Here is an 18,197-nt window from a genome sequence, read left to right as displayed (position 1 = left end):
TGGTTTACGTGTTTTTACCAATTTAACGCGGTCACTTTCGTCTGCACGACGAAAATCCACAAAACTGTTGCAAGCATGCATCTTATAAGCTGAAGTGCATGTAACTCCAAGTGGGACATCTCCACTTTTCAGGTCCCTACCCTTTGCTCACGCTTGCGGGATGCTTCAAGGCTTCAAAAGCCCTGATCGCAATCGCCAGCCGGTCTGCAAGCTTCTTGCGCCATTCAGGATTGCTGATCAGCTTTTCGTCCTCGGCATTGGACAAATATCCAATTTCGATCAAGACGGACGGCACATCCGGCGCACGCAGCACCTGAAAACCGGCAAAGCGATGCGGATTATTGATGAGATTCACTTGTCCTTGCAGCGAATGAATCACCTTCTCGGCAAAGCTCAGCGAGAATGTATGCGTTTCGCGTCTCGTCAGATCGAGAAGAATGTCGGTGACCTCGGGCTGCTCCTCAGGCGCCGCACCTGCAAGGGTGTCAGACTTGTTCTCACGCTCAGCCATGGCGCGCGCAACGGAATCCGATGCCTTGTCGGAAATTGTGTAGACCGTCGCACCGCGAATATCATGCTGATTGATCGTATCGGCGTGGATGGAAATGAACAAATCCGCTTCGTGCTGGCGCGCAATTCGCACGCGTTCTGAAAGTCTCAGATAAGTGTCGTCATCACGCGTCATGAGAACTTTGATATTCTTGTCCTGCGCCAGACGATCTCTGAGCTCCTGCCCGAAAGCGAGGGTCAGGTCTTTTTCCTTGATGCCGCTCAAGCTTTCTGCACCGCTATCGATACCGCCGTGACCAGGATCGATCATAACGGTAAACGGACGCGTGGCGGGCGTGCTCTGGGATGCGGCCTGAACAGGCTTTTCACTGCGATCCGTGGAACTTGTTATTTCCTCGTGCCCCTTGAGTTGATCTGCAAATTCGCGATCCGAAGTCGCAACGATATCGGCCACAAGGCGATAGCCCGATGCGCTGTCATTTTTCAGAACACGGAGATCCTCGACCTTGAACGGACCGCGTAATGTCAGGATGAGGCGTGAACGACCCTTGCCCACCAGCCCGTAACGAACTCGGGATACCAGTCCTCGGGCTTCGAGACTTTTTTCATCAAAACCAAACCGCGTCTCAGGCAGGTCGACAACCAGACGATGTGGATTATCCAGAAGCAGGGTCGACAGCTTTGGCTCCTGATCGAACATGACAACAATGCGCGTTCGCAGATCGTCGCCGGCCATCCGGAAAGTCAGTGCTGATAATGGAGACGTCACGCGATCGGCAGCGGAAACAGATACAGCCTGCAACAGCAAAATCGACAAGAGAGCAAACAATGCCAGAAGGCATCGCAAACTCGCCAATCGTGTCATAGCGTTTTCAGCGCTTCGAAAATGCATCGGCTGCCACAATCAAGAACATCATTGAATGACTGGTATCAATAATTGCGATACCGGCACGTTTGCCCCTGCACCATCTCGCCCGAATACCCATTAAAACACTCGTACAAAACTACAGTTAAGGAAGGATTTCCAGCCGTATTTCGACCTTGAAAAGGGCCTATACTCAGCTTTCGGCGAAATTGCGATGCGAATGTCAAATGATATTCGCACTTGTCATCGTTCAAACGACGCCATAAAAGCTATGAAAGGTTTTGGGTGAACTATCAGAATCGTTTGCCGGTTCTCAAAATGAACCGCAAGGAATGATAGTGAAAACAGCGGCATATTCATTCGTCGCCCCCGATAACCAGTACAGAATTCAGCGGAGATGTGGCTCCCCCGCCCTCCGTTTCTATCGGCCGACTGCGCATCTTTACGCGCTGTCGCCAATGCTCGAAAAGAGCACAGAGGTCGGCCCGGCTTTTCCGGGTCATATATGAGGTCGTTTCGTTCGGAACAGCTATGGGTCAAGCAAGACTGACCACTGCAAGCCTGAAGACCGTGATCGCCACGAGGCCGTCGCGCGCGGAGGCAGCAGCTTTTTTTCCGACGAACCCAGAACCATCCGGCAGATGCAACGCAGTGAGCACGACAGCCCTCAGGGTTTCGTCCGGCGCACGCGTTTTGCGTCTTGGCGCCGGCAGGAAAGACAATAATGTCCAACAAAATGCTTATAGATGCCTCCCACCCGGAGGAGACCCGGGTTATCGTCACTCGGGGCAACAAGATTGAAGAATTCGACTTTGAGTCGGAACACAAGAAGCAGCTGAAAGGCAATATCTACCTCGCACGCGTTACCCGCGTCGAACCTTCGCTTCAGGCTGCGTTCGTGGAATATGGTGGCAATCGCCATGGCTTCCTCGCATTCTCGGAAATCCACCCTGACTACTACCAGATCCCGGTAGCAGATCGTCTTGCGCTGCTCGAAGCGGAAGCTAAGGCCGCACGCGCCGAAGACGATGAGGACGAACCGCGCGCCAAAAGTGAACGAAGCGAGCGCAGCGACCGGAACGATCGTTCGCGCCGCAACCGTCGTCGCGGTCGTCGTGACGGCCAGAATGGCGACGCGCAAGCCAATGCAGCCGACAAGGGATTGCCTGCAGCCGAGCCCGTCGGCCCGGCTTTTGAGAATTACGTGCCCGGCACACCGGCCATGGCTCTTTCGCAGAAAAGCGATGTGATCTCCGAAGCCCTCGATAACGGCGACGAGGACGACATCGAACATGAAGAGGACATGGTCGAATCTGTTGGTTCGGAAGATGCACTTGAGGAGCTTCCGACGCCTGCCCGTACCAATCGCCGCCAGTACAACATTCAGGAAGTGATCAAGCGTCGCCAGATTCTTCTGGTGCAGGTGGTCAAGGAAGAGCGCGGCAACAAGGGCGCTGCTCTCACGACCTATCTTTCGCTGGCCGGTCGTTATTCGGTGCTGATGCCCAACACCGCGCGTGGCGGTGGCATTTCGCGCAAGATCACCCAACCGCAGGATCGCAAGCGCCTGAAGGAAATCGTCAAGGAACTCGAAGTGCCGCAGGGCATGGGCGTGATCCTGCGTACCGCTGGCGCCAATCGCACCAAGGCGGAAGTCAAGCGCGACTACGAATATCTGATGCGCCTTTGGGAAAATGTCCGCACGCTGACCTTGCAGTCGACGGCACCTTCCCTCGTCTATGAAGAAGGCAGCCTGATCAAGCGCTCGATCCGCGACCTTTATAACAAGGACATCACAGAAATCCTCGTTTCCGGCGAGAACGGCTATCGCGAGGCCAAGGACTTCATGCGCATGCTCATGCCGAGCCATGCCAAGGTGGTCCAGCCTTATCGTGAACAAGTGCCGATTTTCACACGCAACGGCGTCGAAGCCCAGCTCGACCGCATGCTGCTGCCGCAGGTGACGCTGAAATCGGGCGGCTACCTGATCATCAACCAGACCGAAGCGCTGGTTGCCATCGATGTCAACTCCGGTCGCTCGACGCGCGAACATTCCATCGAAGACACCGCGCTCCAGACCAATCTGGAAGCAGCCGAGGAAGTGGCGCGCCAGCTGCGCCTGCGCGACCTGGCCGGGCTGATCGTCGTCGACTTCATCGACATGGAAGAAAAGCGCAACAATCGCGCTGTCGAAAAGAAGATGAAGGATTGCCTGAAGGACGACCGCGCCCGCATTCAGGTTGGCCGCATCTCGCATTTCGGCCTACTGGAAATGTCGCGCCAGCGTATTCGCGCATCGGTGCTGGAAAGCACGATGCAGGTGTGCCAGCATTGCGGCGGCACTGGCCATGTCCGCTCGGATTCGTCGATGGCGCTGCATATCATTCGCGGCATCGAAGATTATCTGCTGCGTCATTCGGGCTTTGACATCAATGTTCGCACGCCAGCGGCTTCGGCGCTTTATGTGCTGAACCACAAGCGTCAGTTGCTGGCGGATCTGGAAGGCCGCTTCGGCGTTGCCATCAGCATCGACGCCGACGAAAGTGTCGGCCATCAGCATTTCGTTATCGACAAGGGCGCGCGTCGACACGGCCTATCACCCAGCCTCCGGTTCAGCCGATGGCCTATATCGAAGACGATATCGAAGACCCGGAAATCCCGGTCGATGAGGACGAAGCCGAAGAAGAAGCGACGGCTGACGTTCAGGCTCGCGAAGATCGTGGTGACGAAGGTGATCGCAAGCGTCGCCGCCGTCGTCGTCGTCGCGGCGGTCGTGATCGCGAGAACCCGGAACAGGCTGCAAAGACCGATTCCGTTTCGGAAGATGCCTCCGACGAAGACGATGACGCCGATGACGCGCAGGAATCATCTTCGAATGCTTCGCTGAGCGAAGAAGATCGCCGCAAGAAGCGTCGCCGTGGTCGCCGGGGCGGACGCAAGAATCGTCGCGACGACGAACCGCGTGTACGCAAGGTTCCAGATCCGGAGTTCGTCGGTTACACGCCGGTTCTGCCGGTTAAAGCCGAGGAAGCTGTTGTCGAAGCAGTTGCATCGGTAGCGGTGGAACAAGCGGCTGAAGTTGCTGTTCCGGCTATTGAAGCAACAGCCGAGGAAAAGCCTGCCAAGACTGCCCGCAAGCCCCGCGCTCGCAAGTCTGCGAAGACTGAAGAAGCGGCTGAGGACGTGGTAGTCGCGGAGGCGGAGGAAAAGCCCTCCAAGCCTGCGCGCAAGACCCGTAGCCGCAAGAAGGTTGCCGAAGAAGCTCCTGCTGAACCGGTAGCGGTCACTGAGGAGCCAGAAGCAGAAGCGGAGAAGCCAAAGCGGCGTACCCGCAGAGCTGCTGCGAAGCCAGCTGTCGAAGTCGAAGAGACGGTAGCGGTCGAGGCAGAAGTAGCAACGATTGCCGAGCCGCAGAAAAGCGCTGAGCCCGTTGTGACTTCAAGCGAGAGCGAAGACCAGAAGCCCAAGCGTGCTGGCTGGTGGCAGAAGAAGGGTTTCTTCTGAGATCTGTTTCATGATTGAAATGAAAAAACCGGCGGAAACGCCGGTTTTTCTTTATCTTTCGATATTGGTAAATGGTTGGAAGAAACCGGAACCGGCTCAGGCTTTCTGTTGTGGCAGCCAGCCTTCAAGGCGACGGACAGCCTCTTCCATTTCCTCGATCTTGCCAGCGTAGGAAAAACGCATTGTGCGATGTCCATCCAGCGGATCGAAATCGCGTCCCGGTGTTGCTGCTATATTGATTTCGGCAATCATGCGGCGAGCAAATTCCATACTGTCATTGGTGAAACGCGAAACGTCGCAATAGGCATAGAATGCGCCATCCATTGGTGCAGCCAGGCTGAGACCCATGCGTGGAAGATGATCCCGCAGGATCAGTCGGTTCTGACGATAGCGATCCTTTACCCGCTCAAGTTCCGCCGTTGCATGGAAGGCTTCGATGGCAGCGCGCTGCGAAAGCTCCGGTGCGGAGATATAAAGGCTCTGGCTCAGTCGCTCGATTGCGCGGATATCGTCTTCGGGCAGAACCATCCAGCCAATACGCCAGCCGGTCATGCAGTAATATTTGGAGAACGAGTTGATGACCGTCACATCATCGGAAATCTCCAACGCCGTGACATCGTCCGTTTCATAGGAAAGCCGATGATAGATTTCGTCTGAAATGACCCGGATACCCAGATCACGGGCAGTTTCAATGATCGCTTTCAGTTCCGGCTTGTCGATGACCGCGCCGGTCGGATTGGCCGGGCTTGCAAACAATACCCCTTTCAAGGGCTTCTCGGCATGTGCCGCAGCAAGCGCTTCAGCAATCAGTGACGCCGATGTTCCATTGCCGGTCGGTATTTCCACGACCTCAAGGCCTAGCGCCGTCAATATATTGCGATAGGCGGGGTAGCCGGGACGGGTAATAGCAACCCTGTCGCCCGGATCGAAATAGACCACAAAGGCCAGATTGAAGGCAGCAGACGAGCCAGTCGTGACGGCAACACGTTCCGGTGAGACCGAAACACCGTAATGATCGGCATAATGCCCAGCAATGGCCTCTCTCAGTTCAATCAGCCCCAGAGCGTCAGTGTAACCAATGCGACCGTCCTTCAAGGCACGTTCAGCGGCTTGTCGAACGACTTCCGGTGCCGGATCAGCAGGCTGGCCTACCGCCATGGAAATAATCGGGTGCCCGGCCGCGCGACGACGGTTTGCCTCAGCCAAAACGTCCATAGCGTGAAAGGGCTCGACCGCACTGCGGCTGGAAAGAGTGACCAACTTTACCTCCAGAAACTTGCGAGTTTCGCATTCTACATCCGCCGTATAATCGCCGGATTGGTAAAGCAACAGCACTTTACGAGAAAATACGACCAAATCCCGAGATGGAGATTATGTCTCGCCTGCCTATCGATGATTGAATGCAAAGGCTATAAGATTCGCGCCGGTTTGAAGAAGGAAGAACAACACGATGGGGACGATGACTACACCTTTCCCAGCCAGGAGATTTTCTTTCCATAGTTTGGTTCGCCGTTCGGTCGCCGTAGTGGCCGCAACGTCCATAGCTGTTACCAGTGCCCTCCCTGCATTCGCGCAGTCGCGTGGTGGTGGTGTGCCTATCGTCCGGGACGCGGAAATCGAGGCACTTGTTGCCGATTATGCTGCGCCAATCCTCAAGGCTGCAGGTTTGGGTGGTCGCGGCGTTCGCGTTATTCTGGTCAATTCGCAAAGCTTCAACGCCTTCGTTGATGGACGGCGTATTTTCATAAATACAGGCGCAATCATGCAGGCGGAAACGCCCAATGAAATCATTGGCGTGATCGCACACGAATCGGGACACCTTGCAGGCGGGCATCAGGAGCGTTTGCGTGAACAGCTCAGCCGCGCCCGCAACATGGCGATCATTGGTATGCTGCTTGGCGTTGGCGCCGGCGTTGCAGGCGCTGCGAGCGGCAGCGGCAACGCCGCGGGTGCTGGCGCAGGTATTGCTATGGGCTCAAGCGAAATAGCCATGCGCAGCGTACTCAACTATCAGCGCACGGAAGAAATGACCGCCGATCGTCTTGCCGTGAACTATCTCAATGCCACCGGTCAGTCGACCAAGGGCATGCTCGATACGTTCGAGCGTTTCGCATCGGCTCTGTCGCTTACGGGCACCCAGATCGACCAATATCGTATCAGCCACCCTCTCCCACGTGAGCGAATTGCCAATCTGGAAGAGCTTGCACGAAAGAGCCCATACTTCAACAAAACCGATTCTCCGGCCTTGCAGATGCGCCATGATATGGCGCGCGCGAAGATTGCTGCTTATTCGGGCAATATGGGCGCGCTGCAGCGCATGTTCCGCAGCAATCCCGGCGGGCTCCCTGCCCGCTATGGCAATGCCATCACAACATTCCTGAACGGCTCTGCCCGCTCTGCGCTACCGAAATTTGATGCCTTGATCAAGGAACAGCCAAAGAACCCGTATTTCCAGGAAATGCGCGGCGAAGTCTTGCTGAAAGCCAATGATGCCGCGGGAGCGGCAAAGGCTTTCCAGAAGGCGGTTTCGCTCGATCCGCGCAAATCGCCGTTACTGCGCATGAGCTATGGGCGTGCGCTCATGCTCACCGGTGCCAAGGCAAACATGCCGACGGCGATCAAGGAGATCAAGGCAGGTATAGCTTCCGATCCGGAGTTTCCGGGCGGATATGGTTATCTGGCACAAGCATATGGCCAGCAAGGCGATATGGCGTTGGCCGACCTCGCCACTGCCGATATGAACTACTATTCTGGCAAGCTTCAGCAGGCCCAGATCTTCGCAATCCGCGCGCAAAAGCAGATGAAGCCCCGTTCGCCCGATTGGCTTCGCGCGCAGGACATCATTAATGCCAAGAAAAGCAAGTAAGGCCGTTTGCGCCTGATAGCGATATTAAAGACAGATTGGAATTTGGAATGAAGAACATAGTTTCCATAACAGTTGCCAGCGGCATTGTGGGCATCGCAGCTCTTGCAGCGGGTTATTATGCAGGCACTGCCCGGCAGGCTCCAGCTGCCGTGGAAAGCCCTGCTGCTTCCGCAGCCCCGGCAGCGATGAACCAGCAGGCCATTGAAAACGTCGTGCGCAACTATCTCATCCAGAATCCCGAACTGATGCTGGAAGTGCAAAGCGCGCTGGAAACCAAGCAGGCACACGCGGCGCAGGAACAGATCAAGCAGGTGCTGACTGCCAATCGCGCCGCCCTTTATGACCCCAAGCATGATGCAGTCTTCGGCAATCCGGACGGCGACGTGACGGTCTACGAGTTCTTTGATTACAATTGCGGTTATTGCAAGCGGGCACTGCCCGACATGGAAGCGATCCTGAAAACCGATAAGAATGTCCGTTTTGTCATGAAGGAATTCCCGATTCTTGGTCCGGATTCGGCCAAGGCGCATATCGTGGCACAGGCATTCAGAGCGCTGATGCCGGAAAAATATGCTGAATTCCACCAAGTACTGCTCGGCGCGCAGGAGCGTGCAACGGAAGATTCGGCCATCGCCGATGCCGTAAAGCTCGGCGCCGATGAAGCACAGCTGCGCGAAAAGATGAAAGATCCGGCCATCACCGGCGCATTCCAGCAGACCTATCAGCTGGCGCAACAGCTCAACATTACCGGCACGCCATCCTACATCATCGGCGATGAACTGGTTCCGGGTGCAATCGGCGTCGATGGTCTGGTTGAGAGAATCGCAGCAGCGCGCGCTGCTGCGAAAAAATAAGCTGATCGGCCATGGCTTGACTGATCACTTTTGTGAAACAGTTTATGCCGTGGCATCCAATGTTTATGTTGCGTGAAGAGAAATTGCCTTATCGGCTGCTTATTTTGCAAAGAATAGCGGGAAAAACCGGTTCGGCAAAACATCTGCAATGATTTAGAGGGTTTCGGCTTGCTTCCAAGCCCTCTATATGAAATGCGAAGTGTACCGAAATTTCGCGGTAACGCGTTATCAGTCGCGGACGGATATGGCAAAAACGGTTTTTGTTTTGAACGGCCCCAATCTCAACCTTCTCGGTAAACGAGAACCGGGGATATACGGTGTTGCAACGCTCGAGAATATCGAGGCGGACTGCAAGCGTGAGGCTGAACAACTCGGACTTGATGTCGATTTCCGTCAGTCCAATTACGAAGGCGATCTGGTGACCTGGATTCAGGAGGCTGGCGATAGAAACGCCTATGTCCTCATCAATCCAGCCGCTTACAGCCACACTTCGGTTGCTATTCATGATGCAATCCGCTCGGCCAAGGTAACGGTCGTGGAAGTGCATCTTTCGAACATTCATGCGCGTGAGGCTTTCCGGCATCACTCCTATGTATCCGCAGTCGCCAAAGGCGTTATTTGCGGCTTTGGCGCGGAAGGATATCTGCTCGGTCTGCGCGCGCTTGCGGCAATTGCCAAAGAAGAAGAAAACAACGGGCAAAGCGTTAAAGGGGCCTGATATGTCCAGCAAAAATTCCGTCATCGACAAGGAAACGATCCGCGACCTGGCGGACATTCTCAATGAAACCGACCTGACCGATATCGAAGTCGAACATGGCGATCTGCGTATCCGCGTTTCGCGCAAGGTCACGGTTCAGGCCGCAGCAACCGTTATGCCAGCCGCAGCCCCTGTTGCTGTTGCTGCCGCGCCAGCTGCTGCAGCCGCCGAACCGACCAAGGCCGATCTGTCGAAGAACGCCGTTCCATCGCCGATGGTTGGCACTGCCTATCTCGCTCCGGCTCCGGGTGCTCGCAACTTCATCGAAGTCGGCGCACAGGTGAAGGAAGGTCAGACGCTTCTCATCATCGAAGCCATGAAGACCATGAACCAGATTCCGGCCCCGCGGGCTGGTACGGTCAAGGCCATCCTCATCGAAGACGCTCAGCCGGTTGAATTCGGTGAGCCGCTCGTCGTAATCGAATAAGACAACAGATTACGGCTTATTCAATGAACGGGCAGCAAAGCGCAATGTTTCAAAAGATACTCATAGCCAATCGTGGCGAAATCGCTCTTCGCGTGCTCAGGGCTTGTAAGGAACTGGGCATCAAGACCGTCGCCGTTCACTCCACGGCAGACGCCGACGCGATGCATGTGCGTCTGGCAGACGAAAGTGTCTGCATCGGGCCGCCGCCATCGCGCGACAGCTATCTGAACATCCATCAGATCGTTGCTGCTTGCGAGATCACGGGCGCTGACGCAATCCATCCGGGTTATGGCTTCCTGTCGGAGAACGCCAAGTTCGCGGAAATTCTTGAAGCGCACGGCATCACCTTCATTGGCCCCACCGCTTCGCATATCCGCATCATGGGCGACAAGATCGAAGCCAAGCGCACTGCAAAGCGCCTCGGCATTCCGGTTGTTCCTGGTTCTGACGGCGGTGTGACGGATGACGTCGAAGCCGCTCGCATCGCGAAGGAAATCGGTTATCCGGTCATCATCAAGGCTTCGGCCGGTGGTGGCGGACGCGGCATGAAGGTTGCCCGCACCGAAGAAGATCTTTCGGTAGCACTTGCAACCGCGCGGACCGAAGCTGGTGCAGCCTTTGGTGACGACGCGGTCTATATCGAGAAATATCTCGAAAAGCCGCGCCACATCGAAGTTCAGGTCATGGGCGACGGTGCCGGCAATGCCATCCATCTGGGCGAACGCGACTGCTCGTTGCAGCGCCGCCACCAGAAGGTTTGGGAAGAAGCCAATTCACCGGCGCTCAATGCAGAAGCACGCGACAAGATCGGCATGGTCTGCGCCAACGCCTGTGCGGAACTGGGCTATCGCGGTGCGGGAACGATCGAGTTCCTTTATGAAGACGGCGAATTCTATTTCATCGAAATGAATACGCGTCTTCAGGTGGAACATCCGATTACGGAAGCCATCACGGGTATCGATCTCGTTCACGAGCAGATTCGCGTTGCAGCTGGCCTCGGCCTGTCGGTAAAGCAGAAGGATATCCGCTTCTCCGGCCATGCCATCGAATGCCGTATCAACGCTGAAGACCCGCTGACTTTTGCGCCTTCGCCGGGCCTGATCACGCATTATCATACGCCGGGTGGCCTCGGCATCCGCGTGGATTCGGGCGTCTACTCCGGCTATCGTATTCCGCCTTACTACGACAGCCTTATCGGCAAGCTGATTGTGCATGGTCGCAATCGCGTCGAATGCATGATGCGTCTGCGCCGTGCGCTGGACGAGTTCGTGGTGGATGGTGTGAAAACCACCCTCCCGCTTTTCCAAGACCTGATTGCCAATCAGGATATCGCTAACGGCGATTACGACATTCATTGGCTTGAAAAGTATCTGGCCAAGAAAACCAAGAGCGAAAGCGCCTGACGACAGTGACCGCAGGAGTATCCCCGGACGACTATTCAATCGAACCGGAGCTACTCCTGCGGGCCTATGCCACGGGAATATTTCCCATGGCCGAAGAAGCCGACGATCCCGAAGTCTTCTGGGTTCGTCCCGAGAGGCGCGGTGTCATACCCCTTGATGGCTTCCACATGCCGAAAAGCCTCCAGAAGACCATCCGCCAGGGTATTTTTGACATAAAGCTCGATAACGATTTTGATGGTGTGATCGAAGGTTGTGCCAGCGGAACAGGTGAACGCGCGCGCACATGGATCAATGGACCTATCCGCGAAGCCTATAAGAATCTGTTCGAGATCGGACATTGCCACACGGTCGAAGCCTGGCATGACGGACAGCTCGTTGGTGGACTTTATGGGGTAACGCTTGGGCGTGCCTTTTTCGGCGAGAGCATGTTCACACGAAAACGGGACGCGTCAAAGGTCTGCCTTGCCTATCTGGTCCAGCATCTGGTGAAGCAAGGCTTCGTGCTGCTCGACACGCAGTTCACCACACCGCATCTCGAAAGATTCGGCGCTGTGGAAGTTCCAAGGAAAAAATACGAGAAACTGCTGGAAAACGCGCTGGATGGAATCGTGCGCTTCTAAATAGCTGCGGTTAATTGCGCTGATCCGGCGGAGGGACTTCCGACTTCTGCTTGCAGTCCTTCAGCCAGACGTCATAGATCGGATGCTCGACAGCATTGAGACCCGGACTATCGGCGAACATCCAGCCGGTAAAAATACGGCGAATCTTTCGGTCAAGCGTGATCTCTTCGACTTCAACGAAACCGTCGGTGCGTGGTGCTTCGTTCTCTGTGCGCGAATAACAAACTTTCGGCGTTACCTGAAGGGCGCCGAACTGAACTGTCTCATTGATATAGACGTCGAACGTCGTGATACGCCCGGTGATTTTATCGAGACCCGAGAACTCAGCAACCGTATTGGTGATGCGTTCGGCCATTGCTGCTTGAAAGCTGCTGGTGGTCGCAATGAGCGAAATCAAGGCAACCTGAACAGCCCTTTTTATCGGGTTTTTTCCGTTGCCAGCCGCGCCGTGAGATTGCTTCGTCAAAACGGAGATCCGCATCCAAAGGGTTTAAATTAAGCCGGAACAATTCCTAAGCATGAAATGTGACGATTCGTTGCCCAGTCGCAAGCTGCAATGCTGCCGCTGGTCTTAAGCGAGCCGTCTATCCTCAAACCTTTTCCGCTATAGCGTCAAAAGGCGGACACATAATAAATCCGGCGCGGATGAACGCGCCGGACAAAATCAAAACCGATTATCAGTTGCCCGGTGTCCAGGCATCGTATTCGCCGGTCACGCGCGGACGTTCCGCAGGTTCCGTGCCCGGACGAGCAATGGCGCCTTTCGGACGATACGCCAGCGGAGAACCGGTCAGGTTCTGCAGATGCGGCTTCTGCCAGTCGCGCGGCTTGTAGTCTTCCTTGGTAGGCGGCGTGTCAACGCGATGATGCATCCAACCATGCCAGCCGGGAGGAATAGCACTTGCTTCCGCATAGCCATTGAAGATTACCCAGCGACGTGTGCGACCTTCGGAGTCCTTGCCGCCCTGATAATAGATATTGCCGAACTCGTCCTCACCGACGCGCTCGCCCTTGCGCCACGTATGAAACCGCGTGCCGAGCGTCTGGCCGTTCCACCAGGTGAAAACTTGCGTAATAAATTTCTTCATGACCTATTCCAGATCCATTATTGCCACAGGTGACCGAAACCACCGGGTTTTCTTGCTTATGGCCCTATCGACTGGCCATGGCAAGGGTCAAGTTGCCGCTGTCACAAGAGTATGATGGGCCCAAAACGCCGCGCGCGTCAGGCTTTTATATTCTCGCATGTCTCCCCAAAGCGATCTCCACTTTGGCGAGACATGCTTTACATATTCCAGCTTTCGAGCGACTTTTCCATAACCAGCACCGGTTCCTTGCAATTGGGATCGCCCCAATCCTCGTTCCGGCCGACTTTGGTATAGCCTTTGCGCTCGTAGAAATTCACCGCCTTGGTGTTTCGCTCGATCACTTCAAGCTTCATCGTTCGAACATCAGGAAAAGCCATCTCGATTTCGGCGAGAAGCATCGTTCCAATACCTTGAACCTGCGTGTCGGGACGAACATAAAGCTGATGCAGCGAAGCCTTGCCTTCTTCGGACTGGCTGGCAAAAGCCATTCCGTCGATCCCACCATTGCCGTTATCGGCGACAATGAATTCCGAATAAGGCTTCTTCAGATTGGCCTTCAGAACAGCGATGCCGTGCCACCGGGCGGTAACGGCATCCACCGTTTCCCGCCCGAGGATGTCGTCAAAGGTCGCGTGCCAGGTCGATACCAGCAGCTCATGCACTGCCTTGAGATCAGCCTCTGTCGCGCTCCTGACCCACATTACTCTTCAATCCCGAGCTTGGCCTTGACCAGTTCATTCACGGATTGCGGGTTGGCCTTCCCGCCCGTTGCCTTCATGACCTGACCAACGAACCAGCCAGCCAGCGTCGGCTTGGCTTTCGCCTGCTCAACCTTTTCCGGGTTGGCAGCAATGACATCGTCCACGGCCTTCTCGATGGCACCGGTGTCCGTAACCTGCTTCATGCCACGTTCTTCAACGAGCTTCTTCGGGTCACCGCCCTCATTCCAGACGATCTCGAAAAGATCCTTGGCGATCTTACCGGAAATCGTACCTTCCTTGATGAGATCGATGACTGCACCGAGCTGTTCCGGGCTGACCGGCGATTCCTCAATGTCCTTGCCAGCCTTGTTCAGCGCGCCGAGGAGATCGTTGATGACCCAGTTCGCTGCGGCCTTGCCGTCACGACCCGCAGCAACGGATTCATAATAATCAGCAATGGCCTTCTCGGTAACGAGAATCGATGCATCATAGATCGAGATACCCTGCTTCTCGACGAGGCGCTGCTTCTTGACGTCCGGCAGTTCCGGCAGATCCACTGCCAGCGCATCCACGAATGCCTGGTCGAACTCGAGTGGCAGAAGGTCCGGATCAGGGAAATAGCGATAGTCATGCGCTTCTTCCTTGGAGCGCATGGACCGGGTTTCACCCTTTACCGGATCGAACAGACGCGTTTCCTGATCGATGGAGCCACCGTCCTCGAGAATAGCAATCTGGCGACGAGCCTCATATTCAATCGCCTGACCGACGAAGCGGATCGAGTTGACGTTCTTGATTTCGCAGCGCGTGCCGAATTCCCCGCCCGGACGGCGCACGGAGACGTTTACGTCAGCGCGCATCGAGCCTTCGTCCATATTGCCGTCGCAAGTGCCGAGATAACGCACAATCGTGCGCAGCTTGGTCAGATAAGCGCGTGCTTCATCGGAGGAACGCAGGTCCGGCTTCGATACGATTTCCATCAACGCCACACCAGAACGGTTCAGGTCCACATAGGACATGGTCGGATGCTGATCGTGCATGGACTTGCCCGCATCCTGTTCCAGATGCAGGCGCTCGATGCCGATTTCCACGTCTTCGAACTGGCCCTTATTGTCCGGGCCGACCGAAATCATGATCTTGCCTTCGCCAACGATAGGCTGCTTGAACTGTGAGATCTGGTAGCCCTGCGGCAGATCGGGATAGAAATAGTTCTTGCGGTCGAAAACCGACTTCAGATTGATCTGAGCATTGAGCCCGATTCCCGTGCGAACCGCCTGTTTGACGCATTCCAGATTGATGACCGGCAGCATGCCCGGCATGGCTGCATCAACCAGAGAAACATTCGAATTCGGCTCCGCGCCAAACGAAGTGGAAGCGCCGGAGAACAGCTTCGATTCTGACGTGACCTGCGCATGGACTTCCATGCCGATGACGACTTCCCAGTCGCCGGTCGCGCCGGAGATAAAGCGTTTGGGTTCAGGTATACGCGTATCGATTAGGGACATTACTGGCTCGACAATACTGTGATTGGGCTGAAACTGATTGTTGTATTGGCTAGAGCAAAGCCCCACCGGATGCAAGCTTTTCAGCCACCATTACCATGATCGCAAAACGAAAAGGCCGCGCTATGCGCGGCCCCTCCGAATTCATGCTGGAAGTGAAGATCAAGCCTCTTCGGACTTGCCTTCGTCGGCCTTCTTCTTAGGAGCGGCCTTCTTCTTGGGAGCAGCCTTCTTGGCAGGCTTTGCTTCCGAAGCTGCATCTTCGTCTTCAGCCGTCAGCTCTTCCTTCGAGACCTTCTTGTCGGTCACGCTGATGTTGGCGAGCAGATGGTCAACGACCTTTTCTTCAAAGATCGGGGCGCGAAGGTTGGCAACGGCATCCGGCGTCTTGCGCAGGAATTCGTAGATTTCCTTTTCCTGGCCCGGATAGCGACGAACCTGATCGTAAACAGCGCGCTGCAGTTCTTCTTCAGAAACTTCAACGCCAGCCTTTTCGCCGATTTCCGACAGAACCAGACCGAGGCGTACGCGACGCTCAGCGAGCTTGCGATATTCTTCGCGAGCAGCTTCTTCGGTGGTTTCTTCGTCTTCGAACGTGCGGCCAGCCTGCTGCAGGTCGAAGTTGATCTGCTGCCAGATATTGTTGAATTCAGCGTCAACAAGCTTCTGCGGCGTTGCGAACTGGTAGTCACCGTCCAGAGCGTCGAGAATCTGACGCTTTACCTTCTGGCGGGTGATCTGGCCGTACTGGCTTTCGATCTGTTCGCGAACAACCTGACGCAGACGCTCAAGCGATTCGATGCCGAGCTTCTTTGCAGTTTCATCATCGAGAACGAGTTCGTTCGGCTTGGCAACTTCCTTGACGGTAATGTCGAAGGTAGCTTCCTTGCCAGCCAGATGGGCAGCGCCGTATTCTGCCGGGAACGTCACAGTGATGACCTTCTCGTCGCCAGCCTTGACACCAACGAGCTGCTCTTCGAAGCCCGGAATGAACTGGCCCGAACCGAGAACGAGCTGCGCATCGTTGTCCGCGCCGCCTTCGAACGGCTCGCCGTCGAGCTTGCCCAGATAGTCGATCGTGACGCGATCTTCGTTTTCGGCCTTGCCCTTCTTGGTTTCGAAGGCGCGGGTCGACGAAGCGATGCGCTTGACCTGATCGTCAACTTCCTCATCGGAAATATCGACGACTTCACGGGTAACGGCGATCTTCGAGAAGTCCTTGACTTCAATTGCCGGCAGAACTTCGTAGTTCAGCGAGAAAACGAAATCGGCCTTGCCGTCGAGAACCTGTTCGGCCTCTTTTTCGTCTTCCGACATGATGACTTCAGGCTGCGTAGCCGACTTTTCGTTACGTTCAGCGAGAAGCGAACGCGACGAGTCGTTGAGGATTTCGTTGACGATTTCCGCCATGAAGGACTTGCCGTACATCTTGCGGAGGTGAGCCGCAGGCACCTTGCCCGGACGGAAGCCGTTGATCTTGGCGCGGTCACGCGCAGTTTCCAGCCGCTCTGCGAGCTTGGCTTCGAGGTCCTTGGCCGGAACCACGACTTTGATCTCGCGCTTCAGCCCTTCATTGAGCGTTTCGGTAACCTGCATGTTCAAACCTTCACTTCTTGTCATTGTCCCGCCGTCACCGGCTTGTTTGCCTTGTCGCGGGAGAGAAATTCTTTTGCCTTATGGCAGTTGGTGCGGATGGAGAGCAGCCGCACCATACCCCCTGCATTGATTTCCTTGTACAAATTCTGCCAAATTGGCAGCTCTGTATCCCAGTTTGTGTCACAGTACGTATCGCAAAATTGCGCCGTAAAATCACACGTTGGCGCACCTACTACAATCAGAGCCTTCAAAAGACAAGATCGGAATGAACGCCAGTTGCCCGCAAAGGCAAAATTTTAGCACCCATCAGTGGCAGGAATGAGGTGTCAGTCTCTATTCGTCGGTCTCTTAAATATGGCGATACTGTGTTGTCTTTTTGTCGTCTTTGTTGCATTCGAGGGTAAGAGTGTATTTCAAAAAGATTCGTCTGGAGATTGAATTGGGGATTCAAGAGAGGAAAGACGTATACGCGGCGATAGAAAAAAAGCTGGAGACCCGCGTAGTTACATATGTGACAGGAGATCGCCCAAGTCTGGAGACGCAAATCAGTCCAGATTGCTTTGATATCTTCGTCGACGTGTTGGACGAGATCGGTCCAACAAAGAAAATATCGCTCATACTTCATACAAATGGAGGAAGTACGTCAGCTGCGTGGCGATTGGTCAATCTCATAAAGACCTTTTGCGATGAATTCGAAGTGATTGTCCCCAATAAAGCAATGAGCGCAGGGACGCTCATTTCGTTGGGCGCAAATTCAATTATCATGACAAAGCAGGCTGCACTCGGACCAATTGACCCGAGTCTAACGCATCCACTCGGTCCGCAATTTCAAGCTGGAAACCAATTAGCCCGAATACCCGTCAGTGTCGAAGCGGTGCGCGGATATTTGGATGCTGCGAGAGAAGACCTAAAGGTTACAGACGCAACAGTTTTGGGCGGGCTTCTAAACAATTTATCGGATAAGGTTCACCCTTTAGTTTTGGGTGAGATTTTTCGTTCGCAGGCTCAGATCCGTTATCTCGGAACAAAGCTGCTTAGCGGGCATATTCAGGATCACGATAAGGTTAATGAAATCGTAAATTTTTTATGCGCAGAGTCCGGTAGCCATGACTACACTATTAATCGTCGAGAAGCCATAGATCTCGGCCTGAACGTAGTAAAACCAGACAGCGAATTGTATGAGCTATTGAAGGCGCTCCATAAAGACTACGTAGCCGAAATGGAGCTGCTAACACCTTTCAACCCGCTTAATACCGTGCCAGCAAATGGTGTTTTTGACTATTTGTTTACACGGGGATTGATTGAGAGCACACTAGACGCTAATTACGCGTTCGTCTCGGAAGGGCAACTTCGGCGAGATGGCAACAACAATATCGGCGATCAACGGAATTTCGAAGGATGGAGGGAACAATGACTTTTGAATTCCGGAATGCGGATGCATCTTACATATACCGTGAGTCTAGCTCGTCATCGAGCTATCGCCTGGACGGAACAGCAAATACAGGTT

General features: G+C 54.8%; 15 protein-coding genes and 1 pseudogene. 8 read left to right on the top strand and 8 right to left on the bottom strand.

Features of this window, described 5'->3' with window-relative positions:
- Positions 1–136: 136 nt before the first annotated feature.
- Both LJ361_RS05360 and LJ361_RS05355 read right to left on the bottom strand, forming a co-directional pair.
- Positions 137–1,402: an N-acetylmuramoyl-L-alanine amidase gene (locus LJ361_RS05360; RefSeq protein WP_376787368.1), complete on the bottom strand. Its 1,266-nt coding sequence runs from the start codon at positions 1,400–1,402 to the stop codon at positions 137–139.
- 509 nt (positions 1,403–1,911) lie between these two features.
- Positions 1,912–2,097, bottom strand: a complete 186-nt coding sequence (locus tag LJ361_RS05355; RefSeq protein WP_010661270.1) for a hypothetical protein — start codon at positions 2,095–2,097, stop codon at positions 1,912–1,914.
- A gap of 2 nt (positions 2,098–2,099) precedes the next feature.
- On the opposite strand from LJ361_RS05355, the pseudogene LJ361_RS05350 reads away from it, so the two are divergent.
- Positions 2,100–4,879: pseudogene (locus LJ361_RS05350) on the top strand (Rne/Rng family ribonuclease).
- Positions 4,880–4,975: 96 nt separating this feature from the next.
- On the opposite strand, the gene LJ361_RS05345 reads toward LJ361_RS05350, so the two are convergent.
- Positions 4,976–6,139, bottom strand: coding sequence for a pyridoxal phosphate-dependent aminotransferase (locus LJ361_RS05345; protein WP_264812891.1), 1,164 nt, complete (start codon positions 6,137–6,139; stop codon positions 4,976–4,978).
- A gap of 190 nt (positions 6,140–6,329) precedes the next feature.
- Here LJ361_RS05345 and LJ361_RS05340 point away from each other — a divergent pair, with 190 nt between their 5' ends.
- The 6 genes from LJ361_RS05340 to aat all read left to right on the top strand — a co-directional run bounded on the left by LJ361_RS05340 (position 6,330) and on the right by aat (position 11,806).
- Complete coding sequence (locus LJ361_RS05340; RefSeq protein ID WP_264812889.1) at positions 6,330–7,745, top strand: M48 family metalloprotease; 1,416 nt, start codon at positions 6,330–6,332, stop codon at positions 7,743–7,745.
- A 47-nt stretch (positions 7,746–7,792) separates the two neighbouring features.
- Entirely contained in the window at positions 7,793–8,599 is an 807-nt protein-coding gene (locus tag LJ361_RS05335; RefSeq protein ID WP_012092146.1) for a DsbA family protein, read from the top strand.
- A 244-nt stretch (positions 8,600–8,843) separates the two neighbouring features.
- Positions 8,844–9,317 carry a type II 3-dehydroquinate dehydratase gene (gene aroQ, locus LJ361_RS05330; protein WP_105529147.1) on the top strand — a complete coding sequence of 158 codons (474 nt, stop codon included), beginning with the start codon at positions 8,844–8,846 and terminating at the stop codon, positions 9,315–9,317.
- Position 9,318: 1 nt separating this feature from the next.
- The gene (gene accB, locus LJ361_RS05325) at positions 9,319–9,783 is read left to right on the top strand and encodes an acetyl-CoA carboxylase biotin carboxyl carrier protein (protein ID WP_010661264.1); all 465 of its coding nucleotides are present in this window, start codon (positions 9,319–9,321) and stop codon (positions 9,781–9,783) included.
- A gap of 44 nt (positions 9,784–9,827) precedes the next feature.
- Positions 9,828–11,186 carry an acetyl-CoA carboxylase biotin carboxylase subunit gene (accC, locus tag LJ361_RS05320; RefSeq protein WP_010661263.1) on the top strand — a complete coding sequence of 453 codons (1,359 nt, stop codon included), beginning with the start codon at positions 9,828–9,830 and terminating at the stop codon, positions 11,184–11,186.
- Between the two features lie 5 nt (positions 11,187–11,191).
- The gene (gene aat / locus LJ361_RS05315) at positions 11,192–11,806 is read left to right on the top strand and encodes a leucyl/phenylalanyl-tRNA--protein transferase (RefSeq protein WP_012092150.1); all 615 of its coding nucleotides are present in this window, start codon (positions 11,192–11,194) and stop codon (positions 11,804–11,806) included.
- Positions 11,807–11,816: 10 nt separating this feature from the next.
- Here the strand turns inward: aat and LJ361_RS05310 are convergent, their stop codons facing one another.
- The 5 genes from LJ361_RS05310 to tig all read right to left on the bottom strand — a co-directional run bounded on the left by LJ361_RS05310 (position 11,817) and on the right by tig (position 16,690).
- The gene (locus LJ361_RS05310; RefSeq protein WP_264812886.1) at positions 11,817–12,287 is read right to left on the bottom strand and encodes a DUF2155 domain-containing protein; all 471 of its coding nucleotides are present in this window, start codon (positions 12,285–12,287) and stop codon (positions 11,817–11,819) included.
- A gap of 196 nt (positions 12,288–12,483) precedes the next feature.
- Complete coding sequence (locus LJ361_RS05305) at positions 12,484–12,894, bottom strand: NADH:ubiquinone oxidoreductase subunit NDUFA12 (RefSeq protein ID WP_010661260.1); 411 nt, start codon at positions 12,892–12,894, stop codon at positions 12,484–12,486.
- Between the two features lie 197 nt (positions 12,895–13,091).
- Positions 13,092–13,595 carry a GNAT family N-acetyltransferase gene (locus LJ361_RS05300; protein ID WP_036583875.1) on the bottom strand — a complete coding sequence of 168 codons (504 nt, stop codon included), beginning with the start codon at positions 13,593–13,595 and terminating at the stop codon, positions 13,092–13,094.
- Entirely contained in the window at positions 13,595–15,097 is a 1,503-nt protein-coding gene (gene gatB, locus LJ361_RS05295; RefSeq protein WP_012092152.1) for an Asp-tRNA(Asn)/Glu-tRNA(Gln) amidotransferase subunit GatB, read from the bottom strand. Before gatB ends, LJ361_RS05300 begins: the two co-directional genes overlap by 1 nt.
- Positions 15,098–15,256: 159 nt before the next feature.
- Entirely contained in the window at positions 15,257–16,690 is a 1,434-nt protein-coding gene (gene tig / locus LJ361_RS05290; RefSeq protein ID WP_264813574.1) for a trigger factor, read from the bottom strand.
- Positions 16,691–17,096: 406 nt separating this feature from the next.
- Here tig and LJ361_RS05285 point away from each other — a divergent pair, with 406 nt between their 5' ends.
- A complete protein-coding gene (locus LJ361_RS05285) occupies positions 17,097–18,104 on the top strand; it encodes an SDH family Clp fold serine proteinase (protein ID WP_264359142.1) in 1,008 nt (335 codons plus the stop codon).
- Positions 18,105–18,197 lie beyond the last annotated feature (93 nt).

Origin of the sequence: Brucella sp. JSBI001 (genome assembly GCF_026014005.1) — a bacterium.
Classification (GTDB): domain Bacteria; phylum Pseudomonadota; class Alphaproteobacteria; order Rhizobiales; family Rhizobiaceae; genus Brucella; species Brucella anthropi.
This window is presented reverse-complemented; position numbering and strand designations above follow the sequence as displayed.

Coding starts and splice junctions, on each gene's coding strand:
- LJ361_RS05340 (WP_264812889.1), top strand. CDS start 6,330: ATGGGGACGATGACTACACCTTTCCCAGCCAGGAGATTTTCTTTCCAT.
- accB (WP_010661264.1), top strand. CDS start 9,319: ATGTCCAGCAAAAATTCCGTCATCGACAAGGAAACGATCCGCGACCTG.
- aroQ (WP_105529147.1), top strand. CDS start 8,844: ATGGCAAAAACGGTTTTTGTTTTGAACGGCCCCAATCTCAACCTTCTC.
- LJ361_RS05300 (WP_036583875.1), bottom strand. CDS start 13,595: ATGTGGGTCAGGAGCGCGACAGAGGCTGATCTCAAGGCAGTGCATGAG.
- accC (WP_010661263.1), top strand. CDS start 9,828: ATGTTTCAAAAGATACTCATAGCCAATCGTGGCGAAATCGCTCTTCGC.
- LJ361_RS05305 (WP_010661260.1), bottom strand. CDS start 12,894: ATGAAGAAATTTATTACGCAAGTTTTCACCTGGTGGAACGGCCAGACG.
- tig (WP_264813574.1), bottom strand. CDS start 16,690: ATGCAGGTTACCGAAACGCTCAATGAAGGGCTGAAGCGCGAGATCAAA.
- gatB (WP_012092152.1), bottom strand. CDS start 15,097: ATGTCCCTAATCGATACGCGTATACCTGAACCCAAACGCTTTATCTCC.
- LJ361_RS05335 (WP_012092146.1), top strand. CDS start 7,793: ATGAAGAACATAGTTTCCATAACAGTTGCCAGCGGCATTGTGGGCATC.
- LJ361_RS05360 (WP_376787368.1), bottom strand. CDS start 1,402: ATGCATTTTCGAAGCGCTGAAAACGCTATGACACGATTGGCGAGTTTG.
- LJ361_RS05310 (WP_264812886.1), bottom strand. CDS start 12,287: ATGCGGATCTCCGTTTTGACGAAGCAATCTCACGGCGCGGCTGGCAAC.